Genomic DNA, 26,411 nt, shown 5'->3' on the forward strand with positions numbered 1-26,411 from the left:
TTGATGCACACAGCGGCGCAAACTCTGGCTTTGACAAATCCTGCCGGCTTGATATCATTTGCATACGAATGAATTTGCCCGGCTCTTACGTCGGCGGGTTCTTCCGCAAGATCCCCCTTTGGGAAGGCAAAGCGTGATCCGTTACGCGAAACCCACCACGGTCGACGAGGCGCTCGCTTTGCTTGGCGAAGCGCCTTGGCGCATCCTTGCCGGCGGTACCGATTTTTATCCGGCGCAAGGCGCTAAGCCGTTTCGCGACAATGTGCTCGACATCAATGGCCTCGCGGCGTTGCGCGGCATCGCTGAAACCGAGACCCATTGGACGATCGGCGCGCGCACGACCTGGACCGATCTCGTCCGCCACCCCTTGCCGCCGGCTTTCGACGCGCTGAAGCAGGCCGCGCGGGAAGTGGGTTCGGTGCAGATCCAGAATGCCGCCTCCATGGCCGGCAATCTGTGCAACGCCTCGCCGGCTGCTGACGGCGTGCCGCCCTTGCTTGTGCTCGATGCTGAGATCGAATTGCGCTCCGCAGCGGCAACCCGCACCCTGCCGCTGGCAAAATTCATCCTCGGCAACCGCCGCACGGAATTGCAGCCGGGCGAAATGGTCACCGCCATCCGCGTGCCGAAACACGCAGGCTTGGGCACGTCGGCCTTCGTCAAACTCGGCGCCCGGCGCTATCTCGTCATCTCCATCGCCATGGTGGCAGCGCGGCTGGTTGTGAAAGACGGCATTGTCAGCGAAGCAGCCGTCGCCGTCGGCTCCTGCTCGGCGGTCGCCAAGCGTCTCGCCGGTGTCGAATCCGCCCTGCGCGGCAAACCTGCCAGTCATAAGCTCGCCGATGCGGTCCTGTCCGCGCCGATGGATGAGCTGACGCCGATCGGCGATGTGCGCGGCAGTGCCGAATACCGGCTGGATGCAGCGCGCGAGATCGTCGCCCGCGCCGTGCTCGCCGCTGCCGGCCATGCACCAAGCGACAGGGTGGCGGCATGATGGAACGCGCTGACATCGCCTTCGAGGTCAACGGTGCCGCCGTTTCCGTGTGCGTGCCACCGGTCCGCCGTCTCTCCTCCGTTCTGCGCGACGACTTGCGCCTGACCGGCACCAAGGTCGGCTGCGACGCCGGCGATTGCGGCGCCTGCACCGTGCTGGTCGACGGCGATCCGGTCTGCGCCTGCCTGGTTCCCGCGGCGTCCGTGGCCGGCGCGACGGTGACGACCGTCGAGGGCCTCGCCAATGGCAGGCTGTCGGCGTTGCAAGCCTCGTTCCTCGAGCATGGCGCCGCGCAATGCGGCATCTGCACGCCCGGCCTGCTGGTTGCCGCAACGGCGCTTCTCGACAGCAAACCCTTCCCGACCGAGGCCGAGACCCAGGATGCGCTGGGCGGCGTCCTGTGCCGCTGCACCGGCTACCGCAAGATCATTGCCGCGGTCATGGACGCGTCGCGCCACGCCAATGGCCTCGATCTCCGCATGCCGCAATCCGGCCACGCCGTTGGCGCGTCGCCGATCCGTCTTGACGGCCAGCCAAAGGTCACCGGCGGCGAGAAATTCGGCGGCGATTCTTTCCCCGCCGACGCGATTGCCGTGCTGGTGGTCCGCTCGCCGCACTATCATGCCGGTTTCACCTTCGGCGATCTCGACGCCTGGGCAAAGGCCCATCCCGGCATCGTCGGCGTCTTCACCGCCGCCGATATTCCCGGAAAAAACTGTTTCGGCGTCATCGGCCCGTTCGCCGACCAGCCGGCCCTCGCCGAAGGCTTTTCGCGCTTTCGCGGCGAAGCAGTGGCGCTGGTTGCCGGCGAGCGCGAGGCCATGCTCGATCTTGACCTCACGGATTTCCCGGTTCGCTGGAGCGAATTGCCGCATTTTCTGCAGCCGGGCGAAGCACAGGCCGGCGGCGCACAGCTGATCCACGACCACCGGCCGACAAACCTGCTCACCTCAGGCTTTGTCGAGCGCGGTGATCCCGACGCGGCGCTCACCGGCGCTGCTTTCACCGTTTCCGGCGCCATCGACACCTCCTATGTCGAACACGCCTATATCGAGCCGGAGGCCGGCTACGCCTATATGGACGGCGACACGCTGGTCGTCGTCGCCTGCACGCAGGCGCCCTACATGGACCGCGACGACACGGCAAAGGTGCTCGGCCTCTCCGTCGACAAGGTGCGCATCGTGCCGACCGCCACCGGCGGCGGCTTTGGCTCCAAGCTCGATGTCTCGCTGCAGCCACTGATCGGCCTTGTGGCGATGAAGACGGGGCGGCCGGCGGCACTCACCTATACCCGCAATGAATCGATGATCTCGACCACCAAGCGCCATCCCGCCGAAATGAAGGCGACCATCGGCGTCGATGCCGATGGCCTTGTCACCGGCATGGTCTTTACAGGCGATTTCAACACCGGCGCCTATGCCAGCTGGGGTCCAACCGTCGCCAACCGCGTGCCGGTGCACGCCTCCGGTCCTTATGCGACGCCGAACTACCGCGCCGAGGGCCGCGCCATCCACACGCATGGTCCGATCTCTGGCGCCTTTCGTGGCTTCGGCGTGCCGCAAGCAACGATCATGCAGGAAACCCTCTATGACGAGCTGGCCGAAAAGCTTGGGCTGGATCGGCTGGAGTTCCGGCTGAACAACTGCCTTCGTAACGGCTCTGAAACGGTTACTGGCCAGAAACTGGAGTCGGGCGTCGGCATTGCCGAGTGCCTCGAAGCGCTACAGCCGCATTGGGCGCGCGCGCTTGCCGATGCCGCTGCGTTCAATGCTGCCAATGAGACGCAAAAGCGCGGCGTCGGCGTCGCGTCCTGCTGGTATGGTTGCGGCAACACCTCGCTGCCCAATCCGTCGACGATCAGGGTCGGCATCTCGCCCGAGGGCGAGGTCATCCTGCATCAGGGCGCCGTCGATATCGGCCAGGGCTCGAACACCGTCATAAGCCAGATCTGCGCCGACGCGCTCGGCCTACCGCTGGACAAGTTCCGGCTGAAGAGCGCCGACACCGCGATCAGTCCGGACGCCGGCAAAACATCGGCCTCGCGCCAGACTTTTGTCACCGGCAAAGCCGCCGAAAAGGCCGGCCGCGCCTTGCGTGAAACCATCCTGCGCTTTGCCAATGTGTCGGAAAAGGCATCCCTGCATCTCGACGGATCGGCAATCGTCATTCGCGAGGGCGAGGCCACCCGCCGCATCGACCTCGCTGCGCTTGATGTCGATGCCGGCGGCTACGTCTTTCGCGCCGAGGAAACCTATGATCCGCCGACGCTGCCGCTCGATGCCAAGGGCCAGGGTAAACCCTATGCCCTATATGGCTACGGCGCCCAGATCGCCGAACTCGAGGTCGATCTCAAGCTCGGCACGGTGAAGCTGATCAAGATCACCGCCGCGCACGATGTCGGCAAGGCGATCAATCCGCTGCTGGTCGAGGGCCAGATCGAGGGCGGCATCGCGCAAGGCATCGGCATGGCGCTGATGGAGGAATACATCCCCGGCCGCACCGAGAATCTGCACGACTATCTGATCCCGACCATCGGCGACGTGCCGCCGATCGAGACCATCCTGATCGAGGTTCCCGATCCCGAGGGACCCTTTGGCGCCAAGGGGCTGGGCGAGCATGTGCTGATCCCGACGGCGCCGGCCATCCTCAACGCCATCCGCCACGCCACCGGCGTGCTGGTCACCAAGGTCCCGGCGACGCCGACCCGCATTCGCGCCGCCATACGCGAGAAGGAGGCACGCCAATGAGCGAGCTTGCCGAACGTTTCGAAACCCACGATCCTGGCGAAAAGCAGGTGGCGGAAAAGATCCGCTGCGATGCCTGTCCGGTGATGTGCTACATCGCCGACGGCCGCACCGGCGCCTGCGACCGCTACGGCAATGTCGGCGGCCGCATCGTGCGCATGGATCCGCTGACCATTCTTGACCACGCGGCCGAGACCGGTGGCGCGGTGATGCCTTTCGTCGCCGAAAATGAGGCGTGGCACGGCGAACTGGTCAGCACCGGCCGCCGCTTCGTCACGGCAATAGGCGCCGGCACCACCTATCCCGACTACAAGCCTGCGCCGTTCATCGTCAGCCAGGAAGTCGAAGGCGTCGATCTGGTGACGGTGGTCACCGAGGGCATCTTCTCCTATTGCGGCGTCAAGGTGAAGATTGACACCGACCGCCACCTTGGTCCCGAGACCGCCATCGTGCGCGCCCAGGGCGAAGCGATCGGCCATGTCACCACAGGCGAATACGGTTCGCAGATGCTGTCGCTGGGCGGCGTGCATCATCTGACCGGCGGCTCCAAGGCCGAGGGGCGCGCCACTTGCGACGCGATGCTCAATCTGTGCAATCGCAAGCCGGTGGAACTGACCATCGACGGTGGCGCGACGATCATCGTCGAAGCCGGCAAACCACCTGTCATCGACGGCAAGGTCGAACACCGCATGCGCGTCGGCTGCGGCTCGGCCACCATCGGCATGTTCGCCACCCAGTGGCGCGGCCTCGTCGACGAAGTGGTGGTGGTCGACGACCACATCACCGGCGTCGTTTCCGAGCACCAGGCCGGCAAGGTGCTGGGCTGGCAGGATACCGGCATAAAAATCATCGGCCGCCGTTCGACGCCGGGCCGTTACTTCAAGGTCTCCGAACCCGGCCTCGGCTGGGGCGGCACCTCGATCTCCGATCCGCTGTCGATCCTCGGCGAGTGGAATGCCAAGAAGGGCGCGCGTCCCGGCCTGTCGCTGCTGATGGTCTCGACCACCGGCGAGCAGTTCGCCTATTACGAGCTCGATGACGAGTTGAAGCCGGTGCAAAAACCGTTTCCGGAGCGGCTGCAGAAATCGGTCGGCCTGATCGAGGACAATTGCGAACCGGCGCTGTGCACCGTGCTGTTCATCGGCGGCGCCGGTGGTTCGCTGCGCGCCGGCGTCACTGAAAATCCGGTCAACCTGACCCGCTCGGTGCAAGGCCTGACTACCTACGTCACCGTCGGCGGCGCGCCGGTCTATGTCTGGCCGGGCGGCGGCATCACGCTGATGGTCGATGTCACAAGGGTGCCGGAAGGCGCCTTCGGCTATGTGCCGACCCCGGCGCTGGTGGCGCCGATCGAGTTCACGCTGCGCCGCGACGACTATATCAGGCTCGGCGGCTACGAAGCCGAGATCCGCAGTGTCGACGACATCGTCGCCAAGGGCGGCGAATACCTCAACCCGCGGCGCGGCGCAGGCGCGGCGGTGCAGAACCCCTGGCCGCCGCTGGCGCAATTGCACCGCGCCGGCTCAAACGGGGCCGGCTGATGCAAGGCCCGCAAGCAAACTGGCTTCAGGACGGCAAGCGGCTGCACCTCAACCACGGGCCGATCGACCTGATCGTCGAAGCCTTTGGCGAGGCCGATGAGTGTCGTGCCGCCTACGCCCAGGCCGTCGAGCGCTTCCAGACGATCCTGATCGAGTTGGTCAAGGAACTTCCCGAACTGCGGCTCCCGGCATTTTTCTTGGCGCCGCGCGCCTTTGACGGCCCGACGGCGCGCCGCATGGAAGCCGCCGTCATGCCCTTGGCGGAATGTTTCATCACGCCGATGGCCGCCGTTGCCGGGTCGGTAGCCGACGAAATGCTTGCCGCGCTGCTTGCCGGTCGCAAGCTCGATCGTGCCTATGTCAACAATGGCGGCGACAGCGCTCTCCACATCGGCAGTGGCCGATCGATCGGTCTGGCGGTCGCCGGCACCGGCAACGGCATGGCAGACCGGATCACCATCCGCGCCGAAGATGGCGTCGGTGGCGTCGCCACCAGTGGCTGGCGCGGCCGCTCCTTCTCACTCGGCATTGCCGATGCCGTCACCGTGCTTGCAAAGACCGGCGCCGAGGCCGATGCAGCGGCGACGCTCATTGCCAATGCCGTCGACCTGCCCGGCAATCCCGCCATCAAGCGCGTTCCCGCACAGGAACTGTCGCCCGACAGCGATCTCGGCCCGCGCTTGGTCACACAAGCCGTCGGCACGCTTGCACTTGGCGAAGTGGCGCGGGCGCTGGGCAATGGCCTTGCTGTCGCCGAAGATTTTCGCCGGCGCGGCCTGATTGCCGCATCGGCGCTGTTTCTTGGCGGTGAGGCCCGCATCAGTGGTTCCATGGCGCTTGCCGCGCCCAACAAAATTCCTGGGAAGGAAGTTGCCCATGCCTGAGTTTCCGATCCGCAAGATCGCGGTGCTGACCGAAGAGATCTTTCATGAAGGCGGACCGTTGGCCAAGGTGCCGCGCCGCCGCGCTGCGGCCATGGCGCTGGTCAAGAACCCGTTCGCCGGCCGCTATGTCGAAGATTTGCAGAGCGCCATGGACGATCTGAAGCCGCTCGGGCTGCTGCTTGCCGACCGGCTGATCGCGGCCCTCGGCGGCGACGTGAAACAGATCGACGGCTATGGCAAGGGTGCCATCGTCGGCACGTCAGGCGAGCTGGAGCATGGCGCGCTGTGGCATGTGCCGGGCGGCTACGCCATGCGCGAGCGGCTCGGCGACGCCAAGGCGATCGTCCCGTCGGCGAAGAAGGTCGGTGCCTTCGGGTCGCGGCTCGACGTGCCGCTCGGCCACATCAACGCCGCCTATGTGCGCAGCCATTTCGACGCCATGGAAGTCGGCATCAGCGACGGGCCGCGTGCCGACGAGATCCTGTTCTGTCTCGCCATGACCTGCGGCCCGCGCGTGCACGACCGCATGGGCGGCCTCGCGGCCAAGGACATCAAGGTCTGGGATGGGTTGCGGTGAGCGGCGAGGACAAATTGCTCAAGCTGGTCGAGGCCGAAACGCCTGAGGAAAACGACTATCATCTGCAGGAGCAGGTCGGCTTCATCCTGCGCAAGGCGCACCAGCGCCATGTCTCGATCTTTGCAGCACGCATCGCCGATCTGACACCGCCGCAATTCGCCGCTCTGGCCAAATTGCACGATGTCGGCGAGACCTCGCAGAACCAGCTCGGCACGCTGATCGCCATGGATGCGGCGACGGTGAAGGGCGTCATCGATAGGCTCAAGGCGCGTGGCCTTGTCGACCTTACCAAGCACGAGGTCGACAAGCGGCGCCTGCTGGTCAATCTGACCGCCGAGGGCCGCGACGCCATCGAGCGGCTGATCCCGCTGGCCCGCGCCATCACCCAGGAAACGCTGGCGCCGCTCTCGGCCAAGGAGGCCACCACCTTCATGAAGCTCTTGGCCAAACTGGCCTAGGGTGTGTTGATATTCAGGTGATGCCGGCCTGCAAATGGCTGATACCTGCGCTTCCGTTGCTCAAGTACCCAAAGGTACGCTCCGCTCCGGTTCTCGGTATCAGCCATTTTCGACTCGGCCTGACCTGAATCTCAACACACCCTGGGGTCCAAATTGCCTTCAGGCGCGAAGCCGCGCCCCTTCGGGATCGAAGAACGGTATCGGCGCCACCACCGCGCGTGTCGGTACGCCGTCGATGTCGATGCTGAGCTCGGTGCCGATCGCGGTGAACGGCAGCCGCAGATGCGCGGTCGCCAGCACCTTGCCCAGCGAATAGCCGTGATCGCTGTAGGTGACGACGCCGGCATCCTCGCCATCGGCCAGAACCCGCGCATTCATTGCCGCCGGCTTGGCACCATCGAGGATCAGCCCGGTCCAGCGCTCGTCGAGGCCTTTGTCGCGAACCCGGAGCAGCGCCTCGCGGCCGATGAAGTCGCCCTTGTCGAACTTGATCCAGCGGTCGAGGCCGACATGGAACGGCGTGCGGCTCTCGTCCGTGTCGATGCCATGCGCCGGATAGGCTTTTTCCAACCCAAGCGTGAACATCGCCAACACGCCATAGGGCTTGAGTCCAAAGTCCCTGCCGGTCCGCATCAGCGCGCCCCAGACCGAGGCCGCCTCGTCGGCCGGCACGAACAGCTCGAAGCCGAGCTCGCCGGTCACTCCCGTGCGCGAGATCAGCACCTTCGTCTCGCCAATGCGCCCTGATGTGAACGCCCAGCGTTTCAGTCCGTCCAGATCGGCGTCCTGCACCAGTGCCTTCAGCAGCGCCCGCGAGCGCGGCCCCTGGATCGTCGGGAAGGCGATGGCCGCCGTGATGTCGGTGACATAGGCTTTTCGCCCCTGCGCATGATGCAGCAGCCATGGCAGCATTTTGAGCCGGTTGACCGATCCGGTCACCAGCATGAAATGCTCCCCTCCGAGCCTGAACACGGTGAGGTCATCCATGATGCCGCCATCGTCGCGGCACACGGTGGAGTAGCGCACCTGTCCCGGCTTCATCGCGGCGGCGTCGTTGACGATGACATGATTGACCAGCGCCTCGGCGTCGGGGCCTTTGATGTCCATCTTGCCCATGGTGCTGAGATCCTGGACGCCGACATTTTTTCGCGTGTTCAGATGCTCGTCGGCAATGCCGGAATAATATTTGGCCGAGACGAACTCGCCGCCAACCCGGCCCATCGTCGCGCCCAATGCGACGATGCTGTTGTAAAAGGGGGAGCGCCGTTCAACCAAGAAACTTCTCCGTCATTCATGAAAAACGGCAGCGCCGGGCGGCGCTGCCGAGTCGGATCGGTGAAGGGATTAACTCCCGTAGACGTCGAACGAGAAGTACTTATCGTTGATTTCCTTATATTTGCCGTTGGCGCGCAGCGCGTCGATTGCGGCGTTGAGCTTGTCGGTCAATTCCTTGTTGCCCTTCTGCAGCGCGATGCCGACGCCCGGACCATGGATGGCCGGGTCGGGGGTCAAGGTGCCAAGCAATTTGCAGCAGGCGCCTTCGGGTTTTTTCAGCCATTCGGTCAGGATGATCGAGCCGTCCATCACCGCGTCGAGGCGGCCATTGACCATATCGGCGCGGGCGTCGTCGCCCGTCGGGTACGCCTTGATCGTCGAGCCGCTGTATTTCTGCTCGGCGAAATTCTGGTGGATGGTTGCGCTCTGCACGCCCAGCGCCTTGCCTTTCAAATCCTCGGGCGAGGTGCCGGTGAGCGCCGAATCCTTCGGCACGGCAATGGCCGGCGGCGTCTGATAGTATTTGTGGGTGAAATCCACCTTCTCGGCGCGTTCCGGCGTGATGGTGATGTTGATGATCGCGTCGAACTTGCCGGCCTGCAGCGCCGGGATCGAGCCGTCGAAATCCTGCACGACGAATTCGCATTCGGTCTTCATTTCGGCGCACAGCGCCTTGCCGAGATCGATGTCGAAGCCGCCCAGCGTGCCGTCTGAATTGGCGAAATTGAAGGGCGGATAGGCGCCTTCGGTGCCGAGCTTGAGTTTCTTGCCCTCGGCAGAGGCAGCACCCGTGGCGAGCACCAAGGCAGCAGAAGCGGCAAGCACGAAACGACCGAAAAGACGCATGATCCTGATCTCCGTTGACCCTGGGAAGTCTACGGTCTTTTGTGCCCTCGTCGGAGACGGAAGCGACATGTCATGCGCCGATCACGGCGCATGGAACCATCGGTATCTTGCCTAGGGCTTCCGCACTGTCAGCCGGCGCGCGTTCTTGTGGTTGCCACCCGATCGATCGCCATCTCATCAGCCGACAGCGTAACGCCGAATTTTTCGGCGGCCTCTGCGGCGGTGTAGTAGCCCAAACCCACATCCCGCAGCACCAGATCGGCGTCGCGCTCGAACGGGTCGCCATAACCGCCGCCGCCCGGCGTGCCGACGCGCACGCGGTCGCCGGCCTTCAGCGCGATGTCCTGCTCCTTGGACAGATGCGGCGGCACATGTTCTTCGCCGCCACGGAATACCGTCACCATGTTGACCGCGCCGTCCTTGCCGCCGAGCGCGCCTTGCGGGCCGAAGCGGCCATGGTCCATGACGAAGGAGGCGCGGGCATCGCCGCGCAGGATCTCGACCTCATAGGCGAGCCCGAAGCCGCCGCGATGCTTGCCGGCGCCGCCCGAGCCTTCGCGCAACGCGTAGTGGCGGTAGAGCACCGGAAAGGCCTGCTCCATGATCTCGACCGGCGGCGACTTGGAAATGCCGATGGTCGAGCAGCCATTGGTCAGGCCGTCATGGCCGGCATTGCCGCCATAGCCGCCACCGGAGATCTGGTACATGACGTAGTCGCGGCCGCGCACCGGATCGTTGCCGCCGAGCGCGAAATTACCGCTGGAGCCGGCGGGCGCCGCGGTCACCTTTTCGGGCAGCGCCTGCACCATCGCGGCGAACACCGCTTCAGCAATGCGCTGCGAAACTTCGGCCGCGCAGCCGGACACAGGACGCGGGTATTTGGCATCGAGGAACGTGCCTTCCGGCCGCTTGATGTGAAGCGGCTCGAAGGCGCCGGCGCTGATCGGCACATCAGGGAAAATATGGCGCATGGCGAGATAGACTGAGGACAAGGTCGTCGCCAGCACGCTGTTCATTGGCCCGGCGCAGGGCTTTGACGAGCCGGTGAAATCGAAACTCAGCGTGTCGCCCTGTTTCTCGATCGCCAGCGCGATGGTCAGCGGCTCGTTGACCACCCCGTCGGAATCGACGAACGCCTTGGAATGGTAGATGCCATCGGGAATGGCTGCGATGTTGGCGCGCATCTGTTCGGCCGCACGGCGGCGCAGTTCGGCGATCGCCTCGACGACCGTTTCGTCACCGTAACGATCCAGGATTCCATTCAGCCGATCCTGGCCGATCAGCAGCGCTGCCGCTTGCGCACGGATGTCGCCGATGCGCTGGTCGGCGACACGGATGTTGGAGCAGATGATGGCGTAGATCTCTGGATCGAGCACACCCTTCTTGAACAGTTTGACCGGCGGCAGCCGCAGCCCTTCCTGCTCGACTGCAGTGGCCGAGGCCGAGAAGCCGCCGGGCACCGATCCACCAATGTCGGGCCAATGGCCGGTGTTCGACAGCCAGCAGAAGATTTTTCCCGCCCGGTAAACCGGCATGGCGAAGCGCACATCCATCAGATGCGTGCCGCCGAGATAGGGATCGTTGACGATGTAAATGTCGCCCGGCTCCGGCGGCAGGCAGCGCCCGTCGGCGATCATCTCGATCACCGTCCTGGTCGAATATTGCATGACGCCGACGAACACCGGCAGGCCCTGGCTGCCTTGCGCGATCAGCGAACCATCGACGGCCGAATAGATGCCGTCGGAGCGGTCATTGGCCTCGGCGATGACAGGCGAAAAGGCGGCGCGCGAAAAGGTCAGGTCCATCTCGTCGCAGACTTGCTGCAGCGCCGCCTGGAGGACCGAAAGCGTGATGGCGTCGAGCTTTTGCATCTCAGGCCTCGCCAATGTCGATGATGATGTTGCCGTCGGCGTCCGATCGTGCGTGGTCGCCGGGTTCGAGCACAGTGGTCGCGTCCATCTGTTCGAGGATCGCCGGCCCTTTGATGACGGCGTCGAGCGGCAGTTTTTCGCGCGCATACACCGGCGTGTCGTGCCAGGTCCCGGCGTACCAGACCGGCCGTATCTCGCGCCGCGCCTCGTCGAGCGTTTTGGCGCGCCCGGCCGGGTCGATCAGTCGGGACAGATCGATCGCCGGCCGCACGCCGGTGACCGAAGTGTTGAGATTGACCAGATTGGCGCGGATCTCCGGCAGCTCGACCTTGAAGCGGGCGAAATAGGCTTTTTCGAAAAGCTGCTGCAGCGTCGCGCGCGTCACCGAAGACGACGGCAGCGGCACGTTGATGATGTGCGTCTGGCCGACGAACTGCATGTCGGCGGAATGGGTGACGCGGATTGCCTCCGGCTTTACCGCTTCCTTGCCGATCAGTTCCTCACCTTCGTTTCGGTGCCGTTCCAATACCTCGCGAAGCTTGGCTTCATCGAGCACAGAGACGGGCTGGTTGACCGTATTGACGAAGTCGTGGCGCAGATCAGCGACGACACAGCCGAGTGCGTTGGTGATGCCCGGACGCGCCGGCACCAGCACTTTCGGCAGGCCGAGTTCGCGCGCCAGCGCGGTCGCGTGCAGCGGTCCGGCGCCGCCAAAGGCAAACAGCGCGAAATCGCGCGGATCGTGGCCGCGCGACACCGAGACCATACGAATGGCGCCGGCCATTTTCATGTTGCCCAGCCGCAGCACCGCACCCGCCGCCTCGACGCCGGACAGGCCAGTCGCCTTGCCAATTTTGTCCTGGAAAATGCCGGTGACGCGTTCGACGGTGACTGGGTTTTCGACCGCCAGCAATTTCTTCGGCGCTAGCCGACCGAGCACCAGATTGGCGTCGGTGATGGTCGGCTCCAGGCCGCCGCGCCCGTAGCAGATTGGGCCGGGATTGGCGCCGGCGCTTTCCGGGCCGATCTGGATCAGCCCGGCTGCATCGACGCGGGCGATCGAGCCGCCGCCGGCGCCGACCGTGTGCACCGCCACCATCGGCACATGGATCGGCATCGCATATTCGATCTCGATCTCGTTCGACACTGCCGGCTCGGCATTGCGGATCAGCGCCACGTCGGTCGAGGTGCCGCCCATGTCGTAGGTCACCAGGTTTTCGAAGCCGGCGCGCTTGCCCGTATAGGCGGCGGCGATGACGCCGGAGGCCGGCCCCGACATCACCGTCTTTGCCGATTCACGGGTGACGAAGCGGGCCGAGATCATGCCGCCATTGCCGTTCATGATCAGGAAGTCGCGGGCATAGCCTTTGGCGCCCAATTCCTTGCGCAGCCGCTCGACATAGCGCTCGAGGATCGGCTGCACCGAAGCGTTGACCGAGGCGGTCACCCCGCGCTCGAATTCGCGCGCTTCCGAAAGCAGCGCATGGCCCGTGGTGATGTAGCCGTTCGGCCAGAGTTCGGCCGCGATTTCGGCGGCGCGCCGCTCATGCCTAGGGTTGGCGTAGGAATGCAGGAAATGGATGACGAGGGATTCGCAGCCTTCGGCGATCAACTGTGAAATGGCGGCCCGCATCTCGGCCTCGTCGAGCGGTGTTCGCACCGCGCCTGAGGCTTCGACGCGCTCCGACACTTCGAGCCGCAGATTGCGCGGAATGATCGGCACGAATGTGCCGGTCATGCCGTAGGCCTGCGGTCGCGTGCGACGGCCAAGCTCGATCACGTCGCGAAAGCCGCGTGTGGTGATCATGCCGGTTTTTGCCAGCCGGCGTTCCAGCACGGCGTTGGTGGTTGTGGTCGTGCCGTGCACGATCAGGTCGATGCCGTCGATCGGAAATCCGGTGGCGCCGAGTGCCGAAACGACACCGAAGGCCTGGTTGTCGACCGTGGTCGGGGTTTTTGCGATATGCACCCGTCCGCCGTCGCTTCCATCGATCAGAAGCAGGTCGGTAAAGGTCCCGCCGACATCGATGCCGGCGACGACTTTGCCAAGGGGATCATGCGTCTGCGCCGAAAAATTCTCTTTCATTGTCGAAACCCGAAATATCAGGACTGCGGATACGTCTCAGTTTGGAAAGCTGTTTCACGCTGGCGTCTTGACGCAAATATCGTTTGTATACTAATAAATTCCGGACACAAGAGCTTACCGCTTGGCAGTGAGCAAACGGCACGCCGGACCCTGATCGGTTCGGGCGCGCAGGTGAAAGTTTAGCGCCCGCGTCAGCAGTTGGGCCAGAAAGTTGGATTTGATGAACACCACATCCGCTCTCAACACCGCCGGCGCCCGTCCGCTGCAATTTCCGATTCCGGCCAATGTCTATGCCGAGACCGTCGTCTCGGTGAAGCACTATACCGACCGGCTGTTTTCGTTCCGCATCACCCGCCCGCAGTCGCTGCGCTTCCGCTCAGGCGAGTTCGTCATGATCGGCCTGCCCAATGCCGAGAAGCCGGTGTTCCGCGCCTATTCCATCGCCAGCCCGGCCTGGGACGAAGAGCTGGAATTCTTCTCGATCAAGGTGCCGGACGGTCCGCTGACCTCCGAGCTGCAGAAGATCCAGGTCGGCGACACCGTCATCCTGCGCCAGAAGTCGACCGGCACGCTGGTGGTCGACGCGCTGACCCCGGCCAAGCGCCTGTTCATGATCTCGACCGGCACCGGCATCGCGCCCTTCGCCAGCCTGCTGCGCGATCCCGACACCTATGAAAAGTTCGACCAGCTGATCCTGACCCACACCTGCCGCGACATCGCCGAACTGACCTACGGCCAGGAGCTGGTGGCCGCACTTGAAAGCGACCCGCTGATCGGCGAACTGACCGGCGGCCGCGTCACCCTCTACAATTCGACGACGCGCGAAGAGTCTGAGCGCATGGGCCGCATCACCGCGCTGATCGGCTCCGGCAAATTCTACAGCGATCTGGGCATCGACAAGCTCGATCCGGAGACCGACCGCATCATGATCTGCGGCTCGATGCATATGCTCAAGGACGTCAAGGAACTGGCCGAAAGCCTCGGCTTCCAGGAAGGCTCGCTGCATCATCCCGCGAGCTTTGTCGTCGAGCGCGCCTTCGTCGGCTGAGCTGACCCAGACATCTCAAAACCAGCACTTTTGACCACGCGGTCAAAAATCAGCTGTTTTCACGGCCTTTTTCAGCTATGACCCTTTGAAAGACTCGTGAAGCGTCAATTCACGAGCTATCTTCGGCGCAAGTCGTTGAATGAAAGGGCAGGAGATGAGCAGCACAATTCGCGAAGCCGACCTTGGCTCGTCCAAGGTGACGCCGTTGCCGGCGCGCGCCGCGGCCAACACGCCTGTCCCCCACGACCATCGCATTGCCCGCAATCCCGGCATGAAGCTCGATCTCGGCTTCATGGAATCGATGCGCAGCGTCAACCGTTCGGCGCTCGAACGCCGCATCGCCAGCCTGACCAAGCGGCGCTCCATCAAGGCCGACAACCAGGCGGCCTGGCTGCTGCGCGCCGTCGCCTGCATGGACCTGACGACGCTGAATTCCAACGACACTGAGGAGCGCGTGCGCCGGCTCTGCGCCAAGGCGGTCAATCCGTTCCGCCGCGACATCGTCGAAGGCCTCGGCATTTCAGGCGAAAAGATCCGCCCGGCTGCGGTCTGCGTCTATCATCCCTTCGTCGCCACCGCCGTCGATGCCGTGCGCGGCACCGGCATCCACGTTGCCGCCGTTTCCACCGCCTTTCCGCATGGCCTTGCCCCGCTGTCGACGCGCCTGCAGGAGATCGAGGCCTCGGTGAAGGACGGCGCCGACGAGATCGACGTGGTCATTCCGCGCGGATTGGTGTTCGGCGCCAAGTGGCGGGAGCTTTACAACGAGATCGTCTCGATGCGCGCCGCTTGTGGCGATGCGCATCTGAAGGTCATCCTCGGCACCGGCGATCTCGCCACGCTGCGCAACGTCATGCTCGCCTCGATGGTGGCGATGATGGCGGGCGCGGATTTCATCAAGACGTCGACCGGCAAGGAGAGCGTCAACGCCACGTTGCCCGTCGGCCTCGCCATGGTGCGCGCTATCAGGGCCTATTTCGAAGAGACCGGCTATCTCATCGGTTTCAAGCCGGCCGGCGGCATCTCCACCGCAAAAGCCTCGCTCGACTGGCTGGTGCTGATGAAGGAAGAGCTCGGCCGTCCATGGCTGGAGCCCGACCTGTTCCGCTTCGGCGCCTCAAGCCTGCTCACGGATATTGAGCGGCAACTCGAACACCATCTGACGGGTCACTATTCGGCCAACCACCGCCACGCGATGGCGTGATCTTCAACCTCCCCCTTGTGGGGAGGGTCGCCGCGATAGCGGCGGGTGGGGGTCTGGGAACCGGATCAGCCGCTCAGTGAATCGAACCACTAGTCACTTACCCCCACCCCGATCGGCCTTGCCGATCGACCCWCCCCACAAGGGGGAGGGTGAAGGAGCCGCCCAATGAACATTCTCGAACGCTATCACGCCATGGAATACGGCCCCGCGCCGGAAGCCCGCAACGAGGCCGATGCGTGGCTGGCCGCGCGCGATTTCGGCAAGGCCCTGTTCATCGGCGGCGGCTGGAAGGCGGCCGCGGGCGGCAAGACTTTTGACACCAGCGAGCCGTCCTCGGGCAAATTGCTGGCCAAGGTGTCGGATGCCGGCGCCGCCGACGTCGATGCCGCGGTTGCGGCCGCAACCAAGGCGCTGCCCAAATGGTCTGCTTCGTCAGGCTATCAACGCGCCAAGGTGCTTTATGCCATCGGCCGCGCCATGCAGCGCCACCAGCGTCTGTTCGCGGTGCTTGAGACAATCGACAATGGCAAGCCGATCCGCGAAAGCCGCGACATCGACGTGCCGTTGGCCATCCGCCATTTCATCCACCATGCCGGCTGGGCGCAGGCTCTGGACAAGGATTTTCCTGATCACAAGGGCGTCGGTGTCGTCGGCCAGATCATCCCGTGGAATTTTCCGCTGCTGATGCTGGCCTGGAAGATTGCACCGGCGCTCGCCGCCGGTTGCACCGTGGTGCTGAAGCCGGCCGAGTTCACGCCGCTCACCGCCATCCTGTTCGCCGAAATCTGCGAACGCGCCGGCGTGCCGAAGGGCGTCGTCAACATCGTCCAGGGCGGGCCAGAAGCGGGCGTTGCCATCGTCAATCATCCCGGCGTCCAGAAGATCGCCTTCACCGGCTCATCCGAGGTTGGCAAGATCATCCGCAAGGCCACCGCCGGCTCGGGCAAGAAGCTGTCGCTGGAGCTGGGCGGCAAGTCGGCCTTCATCGTCTTCGAGGATGCCGATCTCGACAGCGCCGTCGAGGGGCTGGTCGACGGCATCTGGTTCAACCAGGGGCAGGTCTGCTGCGCCGGCTCACGCCTTTTGGTGCAGGAAGGCATTGCCGATGCCTTCATCGCCAAGGTCAAGACGCGGATGAGCCGGCTGCGTGTCGGCAGCCCGCTCGACAAGAACACCGATATCGGCCCGCTGGTCGATTTGACCCAGCTCGACAGGGTCAAGGGTCTGGTCGCCGAAGGCGCCAAACAAGGCGCCGTTTGCTGGCAGCCGGATGTGGCGCTGCCATCCTCCGGCTATTACCATCTGCCGACGCTGGCCACGGGTGTTGCGCCGGCTAATATATTGGCGCAGGAAGAAGTGTTCGGGCCGGTGCTCGCCACCATGACCTTCCGCAACACCGAGGAAGCGATCGAACTCGCCAACAACACCCGTTACGGTCTGGCGGCTTCGGTGTGGAGCGAAAACGTCAACCTCGCCCTGCATGTTGCGCCGCAATTGAAGGCCGGCGTCGTCTGGGTCAACGGCACCAACATGTTCGACGCCGCCTGCGGCTTCGGCGGCTACCGCGAGAGCGGCTTTGGCCGCGAAGGCGGGCGCGAAGGCATGTTCGAATATCTCACTGCAAAACTGCCGCTCGGCCCGGTTATCAAGCCGGCAACGGCTTCGGCCCCGGCGATCGAGCAGACCGAAGGCGACGCCATCGACCACACGGCAAAGCTGTTCATCGGCGGCAAGCAGGTCCGGCCTGACGGCAATTACTCGATTGCCGTCGCTACCGCCAAGGGCAAGCTCGCCGGCGAGGTCGGTCTTGGCAGCCGCAAGGATATCCGCGACGCCGTCTCGGCAGCCCGCGCCTGCAAGGCCTGGGCGGAGGCCACCGCCTACAACCGCAGCCAGGTGCTTTACTACCTTGCAGAGAACCTTTCGGGCCGTGCCGATGAATTTGCCGCGCGCCTGACAGAACTCACCGGCGCCACCGCCAAGGCCGCGCGGGAAGAAGTAGAACAGTCGATCGAGCGCCTCTTCCTCTATGCCGGCCTCACCGACAAATTCGAGGGCAGGGTGCATCAGCCGCCGGCCCGTGCCGTCACGCTGGCGCTGCATGAGCCGGTCGGCGTCGTCGGCATCGTCGCGCCGGACAATGCGCCCTTGCTTGGCCTGATTTCGCTGGTGGCGCCCGCACTTGCCATGGGCAACGCCGTGGTTGCGGTGCCTTCGGAAAAGTATCCGCTGCTCGCCACCGATCTCTATCAGGTCATCGAATATTCCGACGTTCCGGCCGGCGCCATCAACATCGTCACCGGGCGCACCGCCGAACTCGCCGGCGTGCTGGCCAAGCATGACGATGTCGACGGGCTCTGGATCTTTGCCGATGCCGAGACCTGCGCCAAGGCCGAAGCCGAGTCCATCGGCAACCTCAAGCGCGTCTGGACCGGTCATGGCCGCAGCCTCGATTGGGCCTCGGGCGAAGCCGCCGGCGATGCTTTCCTGCGCCGTGCCGTCGAGGTCAAGAACGTCTGGGTGCCCTACGGCGACTGAGCGTCGCACGCCGTGTCCGGAGTAGGCGTTCGGGCTTGACGCCCGAAATAATGTTCTTTACCGAGAAAAAACATTTTGGCTGAGCGCAGGCGGCACAATAGTGCTCGCCTGGCACAGTGCGTGACGACCATTCGCCGGTAGAACCCGGCTGATCGCAAATGGACGAGGAGAAGACGAATGGCGGATCTGACCGGCAAAACCGTTGTCGTCACGGCTGCGGCGCAAGGCATCGGCCGGGCGAGCGCACTGGCTTTCGCCAAAGCGGGTGCCGTCGTCCATGCCACCGACATCAACGAAGCGCTGCTCGCCGAACTCGCCAAGACCTCAGGCATCAAGACCCGTAAGCTCGATGTGCTGAACGACGAGGCGGTGACATCGGGATTTGCCGCGATCGGCCCGGTCGACGTGCTGTTCAATTGCGCCGGCTTTGTTCATTCCGGCTCGATCCTCGACATGAAGGACGCCGACCTCGATTTTGCCTTCAACCTCAATGTCCGCGCCATGATCCGCACCATCCGGGCGGTGCTGCCCGGCATGCTGGAGCGTGGTGACGGCTCGATCATCAACATGTCGTCGGTTGCCGGCGCCGGCAAGGGCGTGCCCAACCGTTTCGCCTATGGCGTCACCAAGGCGGCGGTCATCGGCCTGACCAAGGCGATCGCCGCCGACTATGTCGGCAAAGGTATACGCTGCAATGCCATCTGCCCCGGCACCGTCGAAAGCCCGTCCCTGCAGGACCGCATGCATGCGCAAGGCGACTATGATGCAGCGCGTGCAGCCTTCATCGCCCGCCAGCCTATGGGCCGCCTCGGCACGCCCGAGGAGATCGCCGACCTCGCCGTCTATCTGGCCGGTGCAACCTATACGTCCGGACAGGCTTATAATATCGACGGCGGCTGGTCGATCTGACCACGGTTCGGGAAAGATCGTGAGAGATCAGGAAGGATCGGATCCCGCTCTGGCGTTCATAGGGATCGAGCAGTCTGAAAATCTCGTTCGCCGGCTGGCCACGCTTGCCGGGATCGGGTTGATGGGTACGGTCCGCCGGTTCCTCAAGGAGCCATTGCCTTGGCGGAGAGTTTGCAAACGGCCATGGGGCCGCAAGTAGGAGAAGGTTTTAGATGAAACTGTTGCGCTATGGCGAGATGGGAAGCGAGCGCCCGGGTCTGCTCGATGCCGATGGCACCATCCGCGATCTTTCCGCTCATGTCGCCGACATCAGCGGCAAGGCGCTTGATCCGGCATCGCTCGCCGCGCTGTCGAAGCTCGATCCGAAGTCGCTGCCGGCCGTTTCCGGCAAACCGCGCCTCGGCGCCTGCGTTGCCGGCACCGGCAAGTTCATCTGTATCGGCCTCAACTATTCCGACCACGCCGCCGAAACCGGCGCCACCGTGCCACCGGAGCCGATCATCTTCATGAAGGCAAGCTCGGCCATTGTCGGGCCGGACGACGACGTGCTGATCCCGCGCGGCTCCGAGAAGACCGACTGGGAGGTTGAACTCGCCGTGGTCATCGGCAGAAAAGCAAAATATGTCAGCGAGGCCGACGCGCTGGATTATGTCGCCGGCTATGCCGTCGCCCATGACGTGTCCGAGCGCGCCTTCCAGGCCGAGCGTCAGGGCCAGTGGACCAAGGGCAAGTCCTGCGACACGTTCGGCCCGACCGGCCCGTGGCTGGTCACCAAGGACGAGGTCGCCGATCCGCAGAACCTGAAGATGTGGCTGACCGTCAACGGCAAGACGATGCAGAACGGTTCGACCAAGACCATGGTCTATGGCGTCGCCTATCTCGTTTCCTATCTCAGCCAGTTCATGTCGCTGCACCCCGGCGACATTATTTCGACAGGCACACCGCCCGGCGTCGGCCTCGGCATGAAGCCGCCGGTGTTTTTGAAGGCTGGGGATGTGGTGGAGCTGGGCATCGAGGGCCTGGGCCAGCAGAAGCAGACGTTTAGGGCGGACGTATAGCGCTTAGCTCTTCCTTCTCCCCGTCACTATACGGGGAGAAGGTGCCGGCAGGCGGATGAGGGGCGGCGCCAACCTTGCTCTACTTCAACACCTTCCCATCCGCTCCAAACCGATAGGTCTTCGCCGGATCCGGCGTCGCGTACAGCGTCGAGCCGGGTTCGGCATTGTAGACGCCGAAAATGCGCACGGTGATAAGCCCGGCCTTTTCGCAGTCGAGATAGAGGTTGGTGTCGGCGCCGAGATGCTCGGCGTGCACCACCGTGCCCTTCCACGCCCCGGATTTCGTATCGACGGTCAGGTGCTCGGGGCGCACGCCGATGGTCTTCGCCGTCTCGCCCAGACGGGCGCCGTCGACGAAGTTCATTTTCGGTGAGCCGATGAAGCCGGCAACGAATTCATTCGCCGGCGAATTGTAGAGCTCCATCGGTCCGCCGATCTGCTCGATCCTACCGGCGTTCAGCACCACGATCTTGTCGGCCAGCGTCATCGCCTCGACCTGGTCGTGAGTGACATAGATCATCGTCGCCTTCAGCCGCCGATGCAGCTGCGCAATCTCCAGCCGCGTGTTGACGCGGAGCGCGGCATCGAGGTTCGACAGCGGTTCGTCGAACAGAAACAGCTTTGGCTCGCGCACCACGGCGCGGCCGATGGCGACGCGTTGGCGCTGGCCACCGGACAATTCGGCCGGCCGCCGCTCCAGATAGGGCTCCAGCGACAGCATTGACGAGGCGATGCCGATGCGCCGCTCGATCTCGGCCGCCGGCGTGCCCGCCTGTTTCAGGCCGAGGCCCATATTGTTCTTCACCGTCAGATGCGGGTAGAGCGCGTAGGTCTGGAACACCATGGCGATACCGCGCTTGGCCGGCGGCGTCGCCGAGACATCCGCGCCGTCGATGACCACGCGGCCGGAGGTCGAATCCTCCAGCCCGGCAATAACCCGGAGCAGCGTCGACTTTCCGCAACCGGAAGGGCCGACGAAAACGACGAATTCACCGTCATTCACTTCGAGGTTGATGCCTTTCAGCACCTCGACCGGCCCGAAAGCCTTCTTCACATTCTCGATTATCAGCGAGCCCACGGCGTCGTTCCTATTCTAGAGTTTAACGGCGGCGCCGCTGCGCACGCTCTCGTCGGCGGCAAGGCAGACAGCGAGCGATTTCACCGCGTCGTCCATATGGCGGGTGAGATCCAGGTTCTCGCGGACCGCCTTCAGCACAAAGGCCTGTTCGAGGTCACAGAGGTCCTGGTGGCCCGGTTCGCCCTGCATCGACAGCATCTCGTCCTCCTTGACGAACTTGCCGTCAGGCCCTGTCGCCGCACTGTGCAGGCGGATGGTCGAGGTCTTGGTGTGGGTGTCGATGTCGTCGGACTTGACGCCCTCCTTCATGACGATCGACACGCAGCCATTGGGCGAGATGACGTCCTTCACGAAGAACGCCGTCTCCGAAATCATCGGCCCCCAGCCGGCCTCGTACCAGCCGACCGAACCGTCGTCGAACAGCACCTGCAGATGGCCGTAATTGTACATTGTGGGCGCGACCTCCTCGGTCAGCCGTAGCCCCATGCCGCGCACCTCGACCGGCCTGGCATCGGTGATCTGCAGCATCACGTCGAGATAGTGCACGCCACAATCGACGATCGGCGACGTCGTCTGCATCAGCTGCTTGTGCGTGTCCCAGGTATGCCCCGAGGATTGCTGGTTGAGGTTCATGCGGAACACGTAGGGGCCACCAAGCTTGCGCGCCTCGGCGATCAGCCTGACCCAGGACGGGTGATGGCGCAGGATATAGCCGATCACCAGTTTCTTGCCGTTGGCCTTGGCCGCCGCGACAACGCGCTTGGCGTCGGCCACCGTCGTTGCCAGCGGCTTTTCGACGAAGACATGGCAGCCGGCCTCGAATGCCTTGACCGCATAGTCGGCATGGCTGTCGGAATAGGTGGCGACGCAGGCGACATCGGGCTTTTCGTCGCGCAGCACCTCGTCGAAGGAACGCCTGATGCCATAGCCCGACAGCCCGTCCGGCAACGGCACGTCTGAGCGGTTGATCAGCGACGCGATCTCGAACCCCGGATTGGTGTGATAGGCCAGCGCATGGCTGCGGCCCATATTGCCGAGGCCGGCGACGACGACGCGTAGAGGCTTTTCGAAACTCACTTGACGGCTCCGGAAGTAATGCCGCGGATCAGCTGCCGCGAGAAGATGACGTAGAGGACCAGCACCGGCATGATCGCCAGCGACAGCGCGGCCAGGATGGCGTTCCAGTTGGTGACGAACTGGCCAAGGAACAATTGCGCGCCGAGCGTCACCGTCTTGGTCTCTTCCGACGGCGCCAGGATCAGCGGGAACCACAGATCGTTCCAGATCGGGATCATGGTGAAGACGGCGACCGTTGCCATCGAGGGCCGCACCAGCGGCAGCACCAGCCGGAAGAAGATAGTGTATTCGGACAGCCCGTCGATGCGGCCGGCATTCTTCAAATCGTCGGACACCTGCTTCATGAATTCCGACAGGATGAAGACCGCCAGCGGCAGGCCCTGTGCCGTGTAGACCAGGATCAGCGCCGTCAGCGTGTTGACCAGCCCGCTCGCCACCATCAATTGCAGGATGGCGACGGTGCCGAGACGGATCGGGATCATGATGCCGAGCGCCAGATAGAGCCCCATCAGCGAATTGCCGCGAAAGCGGTATTCCGACAGGGAAAAGGCGGCCATGGCGCCGAACAGCAGCACGAAGAACAGCGAGGCGACGGTGACGACAAGGCTGTTCTGGAAATAGTGGATGAAGTCGCCCTGGCCGATGACCGTGGTGTAGCCGATCAGGTCGAAGGTTTTTGGCGTCGGCGGCGTCAGCGGCTCGCTGAAGATGCCGGCGCGGGATTTGAACGAATTCATGATGACCAGGATCACCGGGAACAGCGCGATCACTGTGTAGGTCAACAGGATCGCGTGGGCGCCGATGGTGCGGGGCAGGGAACGGGTGGCGGTGCTCATCTTGCGCTCCTCAGAACTGGTAGCGACGCAAGCGCGTCTGCACGAGGAACAGGTAGACGCAGACACCGCCAAGGATGATCAGGAACATCATCGTGGCGATCGCCGCGCCCATATTGGGATCGCCGACCTGCAGCTGGAAGCCGAAGAAGGCGCGGTAGAGGAAGGTGCCGAGAATATCGGTCGAATAGTTCGGCCCGGCCAGCGCGCCTTGCGCAGTGTAGATCAGGTCGAAGGCGTTGAAATTGCCGACGAAGGTCAGGATCGAGATGATGCCGATCGACGGCAGGATCAGCGGCAGCTTGATCTTCCAGAACTGCGACATGCCGGTGATGCCATCGCATTCGGCCGCTTCGATCACCTCTTCGGGGATCGATAGCAGCGCGGCATAGATCAGCATCATCGGAATGCCGACGAACTGCCACACCGAGATCAGGCTGAGCGTGGTTAGGGCGTACTGCTCCTTGCCGAGCCATGGCGTGAACAGGCTTTTCAGGCCGACAAGATCGAGCATATGCGGCGCCACGCCCCACAGCGGCGACAGGATCAGCTTCCAGGCGAAGCCGACAATGACGAACGACAGGATCGTCGGCACGAAGATCGCCGTGCGGTAGAAGGCGGCGAATCTCAGCCTCGGGCTGGACAGCAATGCCGCCAGAAGCACGCCGATCGGGTTCTGCACCAGCATGTGGATGATGAAGAACCAGGTGTTGTTCCTGAGCGCGTTCCAGAAATTCACCGACCAGTTGGGATCGCCGAACAGCGTGCGGAAATTCTGCAACCCGACGAAGACCTGGTTCTGGTCGATGTTGCGGAACAGCGACAGCTGCAGCGTGCCGGCCAGCGGCAGGATCATGATCGCCGTATAGACCAGCAGCGCCGGCGCCAGGAAGACGCCGATATGCCAGCGAAAGGGTCGTTTCGGTCGTGTGTCTGCGGCCATGAGTTCGGTCCCCGCCGTCTCTCGGTTCCAAAGGGTGCGATGCTAGATGATGCCTCGATGCACGGCCCGAATGTCCTTGCCCGGACGGGGAAGAACAAAGGCTTGCGATAGGTCAGCCAGCCTTTCCCACGCAGAGCAGGGTAAGGCCGAGAGGCGTTGCCGACAATCGCTATCTGAGATCTGAAAGCCGGCCGGGCCTATGCCCGGCCGGTCCGTTGCCTGAGCTCTTACTTTGCCGGCTTGTACCAGCTGTCGAGGCCGTCCTGCAGCTTCTTGGCGGCAGCTTCCGGCGTATCGGTGCCGTTGATGACGTTGGCCGATTCAACCCACGTCTCGTTCTCGAGGTTCGGCGTGCCGCGCGACAGGATCTGGTAGGTCGAGCGGATCGTCGACTTGCACTTGTCGCGCCAGGAAACGAATTCCTGCGCCAGCGGGTCCGCCATCTTCACCGGGGTGGAATTCAGGCTGAAGAAGCCCGGCAGTGCGTTGGCGTAGATGGTGGCGAAGTCCGGCGAGGCGACCCACGACAGGAAGGTCTTGGCCGCATCGGCGTTCTTCGACGCTGCATTCAGGCCCATGCCGATGTCGGTATGGTCGGAGATGTAGCAGGTGTCGCCGGCCTTCTGCACCGGCGGCGGGAAGGCGCCCATCTTGAACTGCGCCTGCGTGTTGAACAGGCCGATCTCCCACGAGCCGGCCGGGTAGATGGCGGCGCGGCCGAGCGTGAACAGGTTCTGGCTGTCCGGATAGGTCTGGGCTTCGAAACCGTCGCCGAGATAGGGCTTCCACTTGGCGAGTTCTGCATAGGGTGCGACCCAGTCGGCGTCGGTCAGCTTCTGCTCGCCCTTGATCAGGGCAGCGCGGCCTTCCTCGCCCTTCCAGTAGTTCGGGCCGATGTTCTGGTAGCCCATGGTCGCGGCTTCCCAGAGATCCTTGGTGCCCATCGCCATCGGAATGTAAGTGCCGTCGGCCTTGATCTTGTCGAGCGCGGCGTAGAATTCCTCATTGGTGGTCGGAATCTTGATGCCGAGCTTGTCGAAGGCGTCCTTGTTGTAGATGAAGCCGTGGATGACCGAGGCCATCGGTACGCAGAAGCTCGCCTTGCCGTCGTCGGTCTGCCAGGCGGCCTTGGCGACGGGCGAGAAGTTCTCCATGCCGGGCAGCGCCGACAGGTCGGTGAGGTTGCCCTTCTTGTAGAGTTCAAGCGACTTGTCGAACGGGCGGCAGGTGATCAGGTCGCCCGCAGAGCCGGCGGCCAGCTTGGCACCGAGGGCTGCGTCATATTCGGTCGGCGCCGACGGTGCGAACACCACCTTGATGCCCGGGTTCTTGGCTTCGAAAGCCGGGATCAGCTTGTCCTTCCAGATGGCAAGGTCGTCGCCGCGCCAGCTTTCGATGTTGAGCGTTACGTCATCGGCGTAAGCCACCCCGGCGGTGCCGAGAATGCTGGTGCCGAGCAGCAGTGCCGTCAGTAGTTTCGTAGTCATGCTTAGTCTCCCTGTTGACCTTTTTCAGGTTCGGTTTTGAGAACGGGGGCCTTCGTGCCCTTGTTCCCCTCAATCGCGGAAAGTGCTGGCCGCAGCTTCTGGCCGGTCCCTTCCAGTATCTTCTCGGCCGCATCGGCGTTGGCAGCGCCGGCGGCGAGCAGAATGGCAGTCTTGACAACGCCGCCGCTCTTTTCGAGCAGGCGCGCCGCGTCTTGCTTGTCGCGCCCGCTGATGGCGGCGACGATGCGCGCCGCGCGGTCGCGCAGCTTGATGTTGTCGGCGGTGAGATTGACCATGTAGCCGTCATGGACATGGCCGAGATGGATGGCGGCCAGCGTCGACAGCATGTTGAGGGCGATCTTCTGCGCGGTGCCGGCGCCCATGCGCGTCGAGCCGGCAATCACCTCCGGCGGTGTTTCAAGCAATATCGCAACATCGGCCAGCCGCAGCAGCGGCGTGTCCTTGTTGTTGGCGATGGCGATGGTCGCCGCACCCAGGCGCCTGGCCTCTTCGAGCGCCATGACCGCATAAGGTGTCGAGCCGCTGGCCGAGATGGCGATCAGGCAGTCACCCTTGCCGATGCCGGCATTGGCAATTGCTGCCGAAGCTTCGTCGATGTCGTCCTCCGGCCCGCCGGCCAGCGTCTTGAAGGCTGCGTCGCCGCCAGCGATCAGGATGGCGATGCGCTCGCGCTGGATGCCGAAAGTGCCGGGCAACTCCAGCGCATCGGCCAGCGCCATCAGGCCTGAACTGCCGGCCGCCGCATAGGCGAGCTTGCCGCCGCCGTTCAAGCGGCTGGCGATGATCTCTGCTGCCTGGGCGATAGCGGGAATGGCGCCGCGCACGGCCTTGGCGGCCTCGATCTGCGCATTGGCCAGATAGGAAAGGATGGCGTCCGGGGCCTGGATGTCCAGTCCCTCGGCATTCTGATGAAGCGCTTCGGTGCGCGTGTCGGCCATC

Annotated in this window: 21 protein-coding genes; 11 read left to right on the forward strand and 10 right to left on the reverse strand. The window is 64.0% G+C overall.

Going from position 1 to position 26,411, the window contains the following annotated elements; all coding sequences use genetic code 11:
- Positions 1-133: 133 nt before the first annotated feature.
- Genes AC1DXU_RS18395 through AC1DXU_RS18420 form a run of 6 tightly spaced genes read left to right on the forward strand, consistent with a single transcriptional unit; the run spans position 134 to position 7,198 of the window.
- A complete protein-coding gene (locus AC1DXU_RS18395) occupies positions 134-994 on the forward strand; it encodes an FAD binding domain-containing protein (protein ID WP_477371134.1) in 861 nt (286 codons plus the stop codon).
- Positions 994-3,741 carry a molybdopterin-dependent oxidoreductase gene (locus AC1DXU_RS18400; protein WP_477371604.1) on the forward strand — a complete coding sequence of 916 codons (2,748 nt, stop codon included), beginning with the start codon at positions 994-996 and terminating at the stop codon, positions 3,739-3,741. Before AC1DXU_RS18395 ends, AC1DXU_RS18400 begins: the two co-directional genes overlap by 1 nt.
- Positions 3,738-5,279 (forward strand): 6-hydroxynicotinate reductase, encoded by a 1,542-nt coding sequence (locus AC1DXU_RS18405; RefSeq protein ID WP_477371137.1) that lies wholly within the window; start codon positions 3,738-3,740, stop codon positions 5,277-5,279. The genes AC1DXU_RS18400 and AC1DXU_RS18405 overlap by 4 nt, the downstream gene beginning before the upstream one ends.
- Positions 5,279-6,163 (forward strand): UPF0280 family protein, encoded by an 885-nt coding sequence (locus tag AC1DXU_RS18410; protein ID WP_477371140.1) that lies wholly within the window; start codon positions 5,279-5,281, stop codon positions 6,161-6,163. Before AC1DXU_RS18405 ends, AC1DXU_RS18410 begins: the two co-directional genes overlap by 1 nt.
- The gene (locus tag AC1DXU_RS18415; RefSeq protein WP_477371143.1) at positions 6,156-6,740 is read left to right on the forward strand and encodes an amino acid synthesis family protein; all 585 of its coding nucleotides are present in this window, start codon (positions 6,156-6,158) and stop codon (positions 6,738-6,740) included. The genes AC1DXU_RS18410 and AC1DXU_RS18415 overlap by 8 nt, the downstream gene beginning before the upstream one ends.
- Entirely contained in the window at positions 6,737-7,198 is a 462-nt protein-coding gene (locus AC1DXU_RS18420) for a MarR family winged helix-turn-helix transcriptional regulator (RefSeq protein ID WP_477371146.1), read from the forward strand. Before AC1DXU_RS18415 ends, AC1DXU_RS18420 begins: the two co-directional genes overlap by 4 nt.
- A 159-nt stretch (positions 7,199-7,357) precedes the next feature.
- On the opposite strand, the gene AC1DXU_RS18425 is transcribed toward AC1DXU_RS18420, so the two are convergent.
- The 4 genes from AC1DXU_RS18425 to AC1DXU_RS18440 form a co-directional block, all read right to left on the reverse strand.
- Positions 7,358-8,473, reverse strand: coding sequence for an aminomethyl transferase family protein (locus tag AC1DXU_RS18425; RefSeq protein ID WP_477371149.1), 1,116 nt, complete (start codon positions 8,471-8,473; stop codon positions 7,358-7,360).
- Positions 8,474-8,542: 69 nt separating this feature from the next.
- A complete protein-coding gene (locus tag AC1DXU_RS18430) occupies positions 8,543-9,319 on the reverse strand; it encodes an ABC transporter substrate-binding protein (RefSeq protein WP_477371152.1) in 777 nt (258 codons plus the stop codon).
- A gap of 128 nt (positions 9,320-9,447) precedes the next feature.
- Positions 9,448-11,190, reverse strand: coding sequence for a hydantoinase B/oxoprolinase family protein (locus AC1DXU_RS18435; RefSeq protein WP_477371155.1), 1,743 nt, complete (start codon positions 11,188-11,190; stop codon positions 9,448-9,450).
- A gap of 1 nt (position 11,191) precedes the next feature.
- Entirely contained in the window at positions 11,192-13,276 is a 2,085-nt protein-coding gene (locus tag AC1DXU_RS18440; RefSeq protein ID WP_477371158.1) for a hydantoinase/oxoprolinase family protein, read from the reverse strand.
- 220 nt (positions 13,277-13,496) lie between these two features.
- On the opposite strand from AC1DXU_RS18440, the gene AC1DXU_RS18445 reads away from it, so the two are divergent.
- From AC1DXU_RS18445 to AC1DXU_RS18465, 5 genes are all read left to right on the forward strand, one after another.
- The gene (locus AC1DXU_RS18445; protein WP_477371160.1) at positions 13,497-14,324 is read left to right on the forward strand and encodes a ferredoxin--NADP reductase; all 828 of its coding nucleotides are present in this window, start codon (positions 13,497-13,499) and stop codon (positions 14,322-14,324) included.
- A gap of 154 nt (positions 14,325-14,478) precedes the next feature.
- Complete coding sequence (gene deoC / locus AC1DXU_RS18450) at positions 14,479-15,528, forward strand: deoxyribose-phosphate aldolase (protein ID WP_477371163.1); 1,050 nt, start codon at positions 14,479-14,481, stop codon at positions 15,526-15,528.
- 165 nt (positions 15,529-15,693) lie between these two features.
- On the forward strand, positions 15,694-18,066 hold the full coding sequence (locus AC1DXU_RS18455; RefSeq protein WP_477371166.1) for an aldehyde dehydrogenase family protein: 2,373 nt from the start codon (positions 15,694-15,696) through the stop codon (positions 18,064-18,066).
- 177 nt (positions 18,067-18,243) lie between these two features.
- Positions 18,244-18,975 carry an SDR family oxidoreductase gene (locus AC1DXU_RS18460; protein ID WP_477371168.1) on the forward strand — a complete coding sequence of 244 codons (732 nt, stop codon included), beginning with the start codon at positions 18,244-18,246 and terminating at the stop codon, positions 18,973-18,975.
- Between the two features lie 212 nt (positions 18,976-19,187).
- On the forward strand, positions 19,188-20,033 hold the full coding sequence (locus tag AC1DXU_RS18465; protein WP_477371171.1) for a fumarylacetoacetate hydrolase family protein: 846 nt from the start codon (positions 19,188-19,190) through the stop codon (positions 20,031-20,033).
- Between the two features lie 79 nt (positions 20,034-20,112).
- On the opposite strand, the gene AC1DXU_RS18470 is transcribed toward AC1DXU_RS18465, so the two are convergent.
- From AC1DXU_RS18470 to AC1DXU_RS18495, 6 genes are all read right to left on the reverse strand, one after another.
- Complete coding sequence (locus tag AC1DXU_RS18470; RefSeq protein WP_477371173.1) at positions 20,113-21,111, reverse strand: ABC transporter ATP-binding protein; 999 nt, start codon at positions 21,109-21,111, stop codon at positions 20,113-20,115.
- A gap of 15 nt (positions 21,112-21,126) precedes the next feature.
- The gene (locus AC1DXU_RS18475) at positions 21,127-22,188 is read right to left on the reverse strand and encodes a Gfo/Idh/MocA family protein (protein WP_477371176.1); all 1,062 of its coding nucleotides are present in this window, start codon (positions 22,186-22,188) and stop codon (positions 21,127-21,129) included.
- Entirely contained in the window at positions 22,185-23,024 is an 840-nt protein-coding gene (locus tag AC1DXU_RS18480) for a carbohydrate ABC transporter permease (RefSeq protein ID WP_477371179.1), read from the reverse strand. Before AC1DXU_RS18480 ends, AC1DXU_RS18475 begins: the two co-directional genes overlap by 4 nt.
- 10 nt (positions 23,025-23,034) lie before the next feature.
- Complete coding sequence (locus AC1DXU_RS18485; protein ID WP_477311029.1) at positions 23,035-23,964, reverse strand: carbohydrate ABC transporter permease; 930 nt, start codon at positions 23,962-23,964, stop codon at positions 23,035-23,037.
- Positions 23,965-24,191: 227 nt separating this feature from the next.
- Positions 24,192-25,451 carry an ABC transporter substrate-binding protein gene (locus AC1DXU_RS18490; RefSeq protein WP_477371182.1) on the reverse strand — a complete coding sequence of 420 codons (1,260 nt, stop codon included), beginning with the start codon at positions 25,449-25,451 and terminating at the stop codon, positions 24,192-24,194.
- A gap of 2 nt (positions 25,452-25,453) precedes the next feature.
- Positions 25,454-26,410: an N-acetylmuramic acid 6-phosphate etherase gene (locus AC1DXU_RS18495; protein WP_477371185.1), complete on the reverse strand. Its 957-nt coding sequence runs from the start codon at positions 26,408-26,410 to the stop codon at positions 25,454-25,456.
- Position 26,411: the final 1 nt, after the last annotated feature.

The sequence above is a fragment of the Mesorhizobium sp. P3_A10 genome (assembly GCF_056403175.1).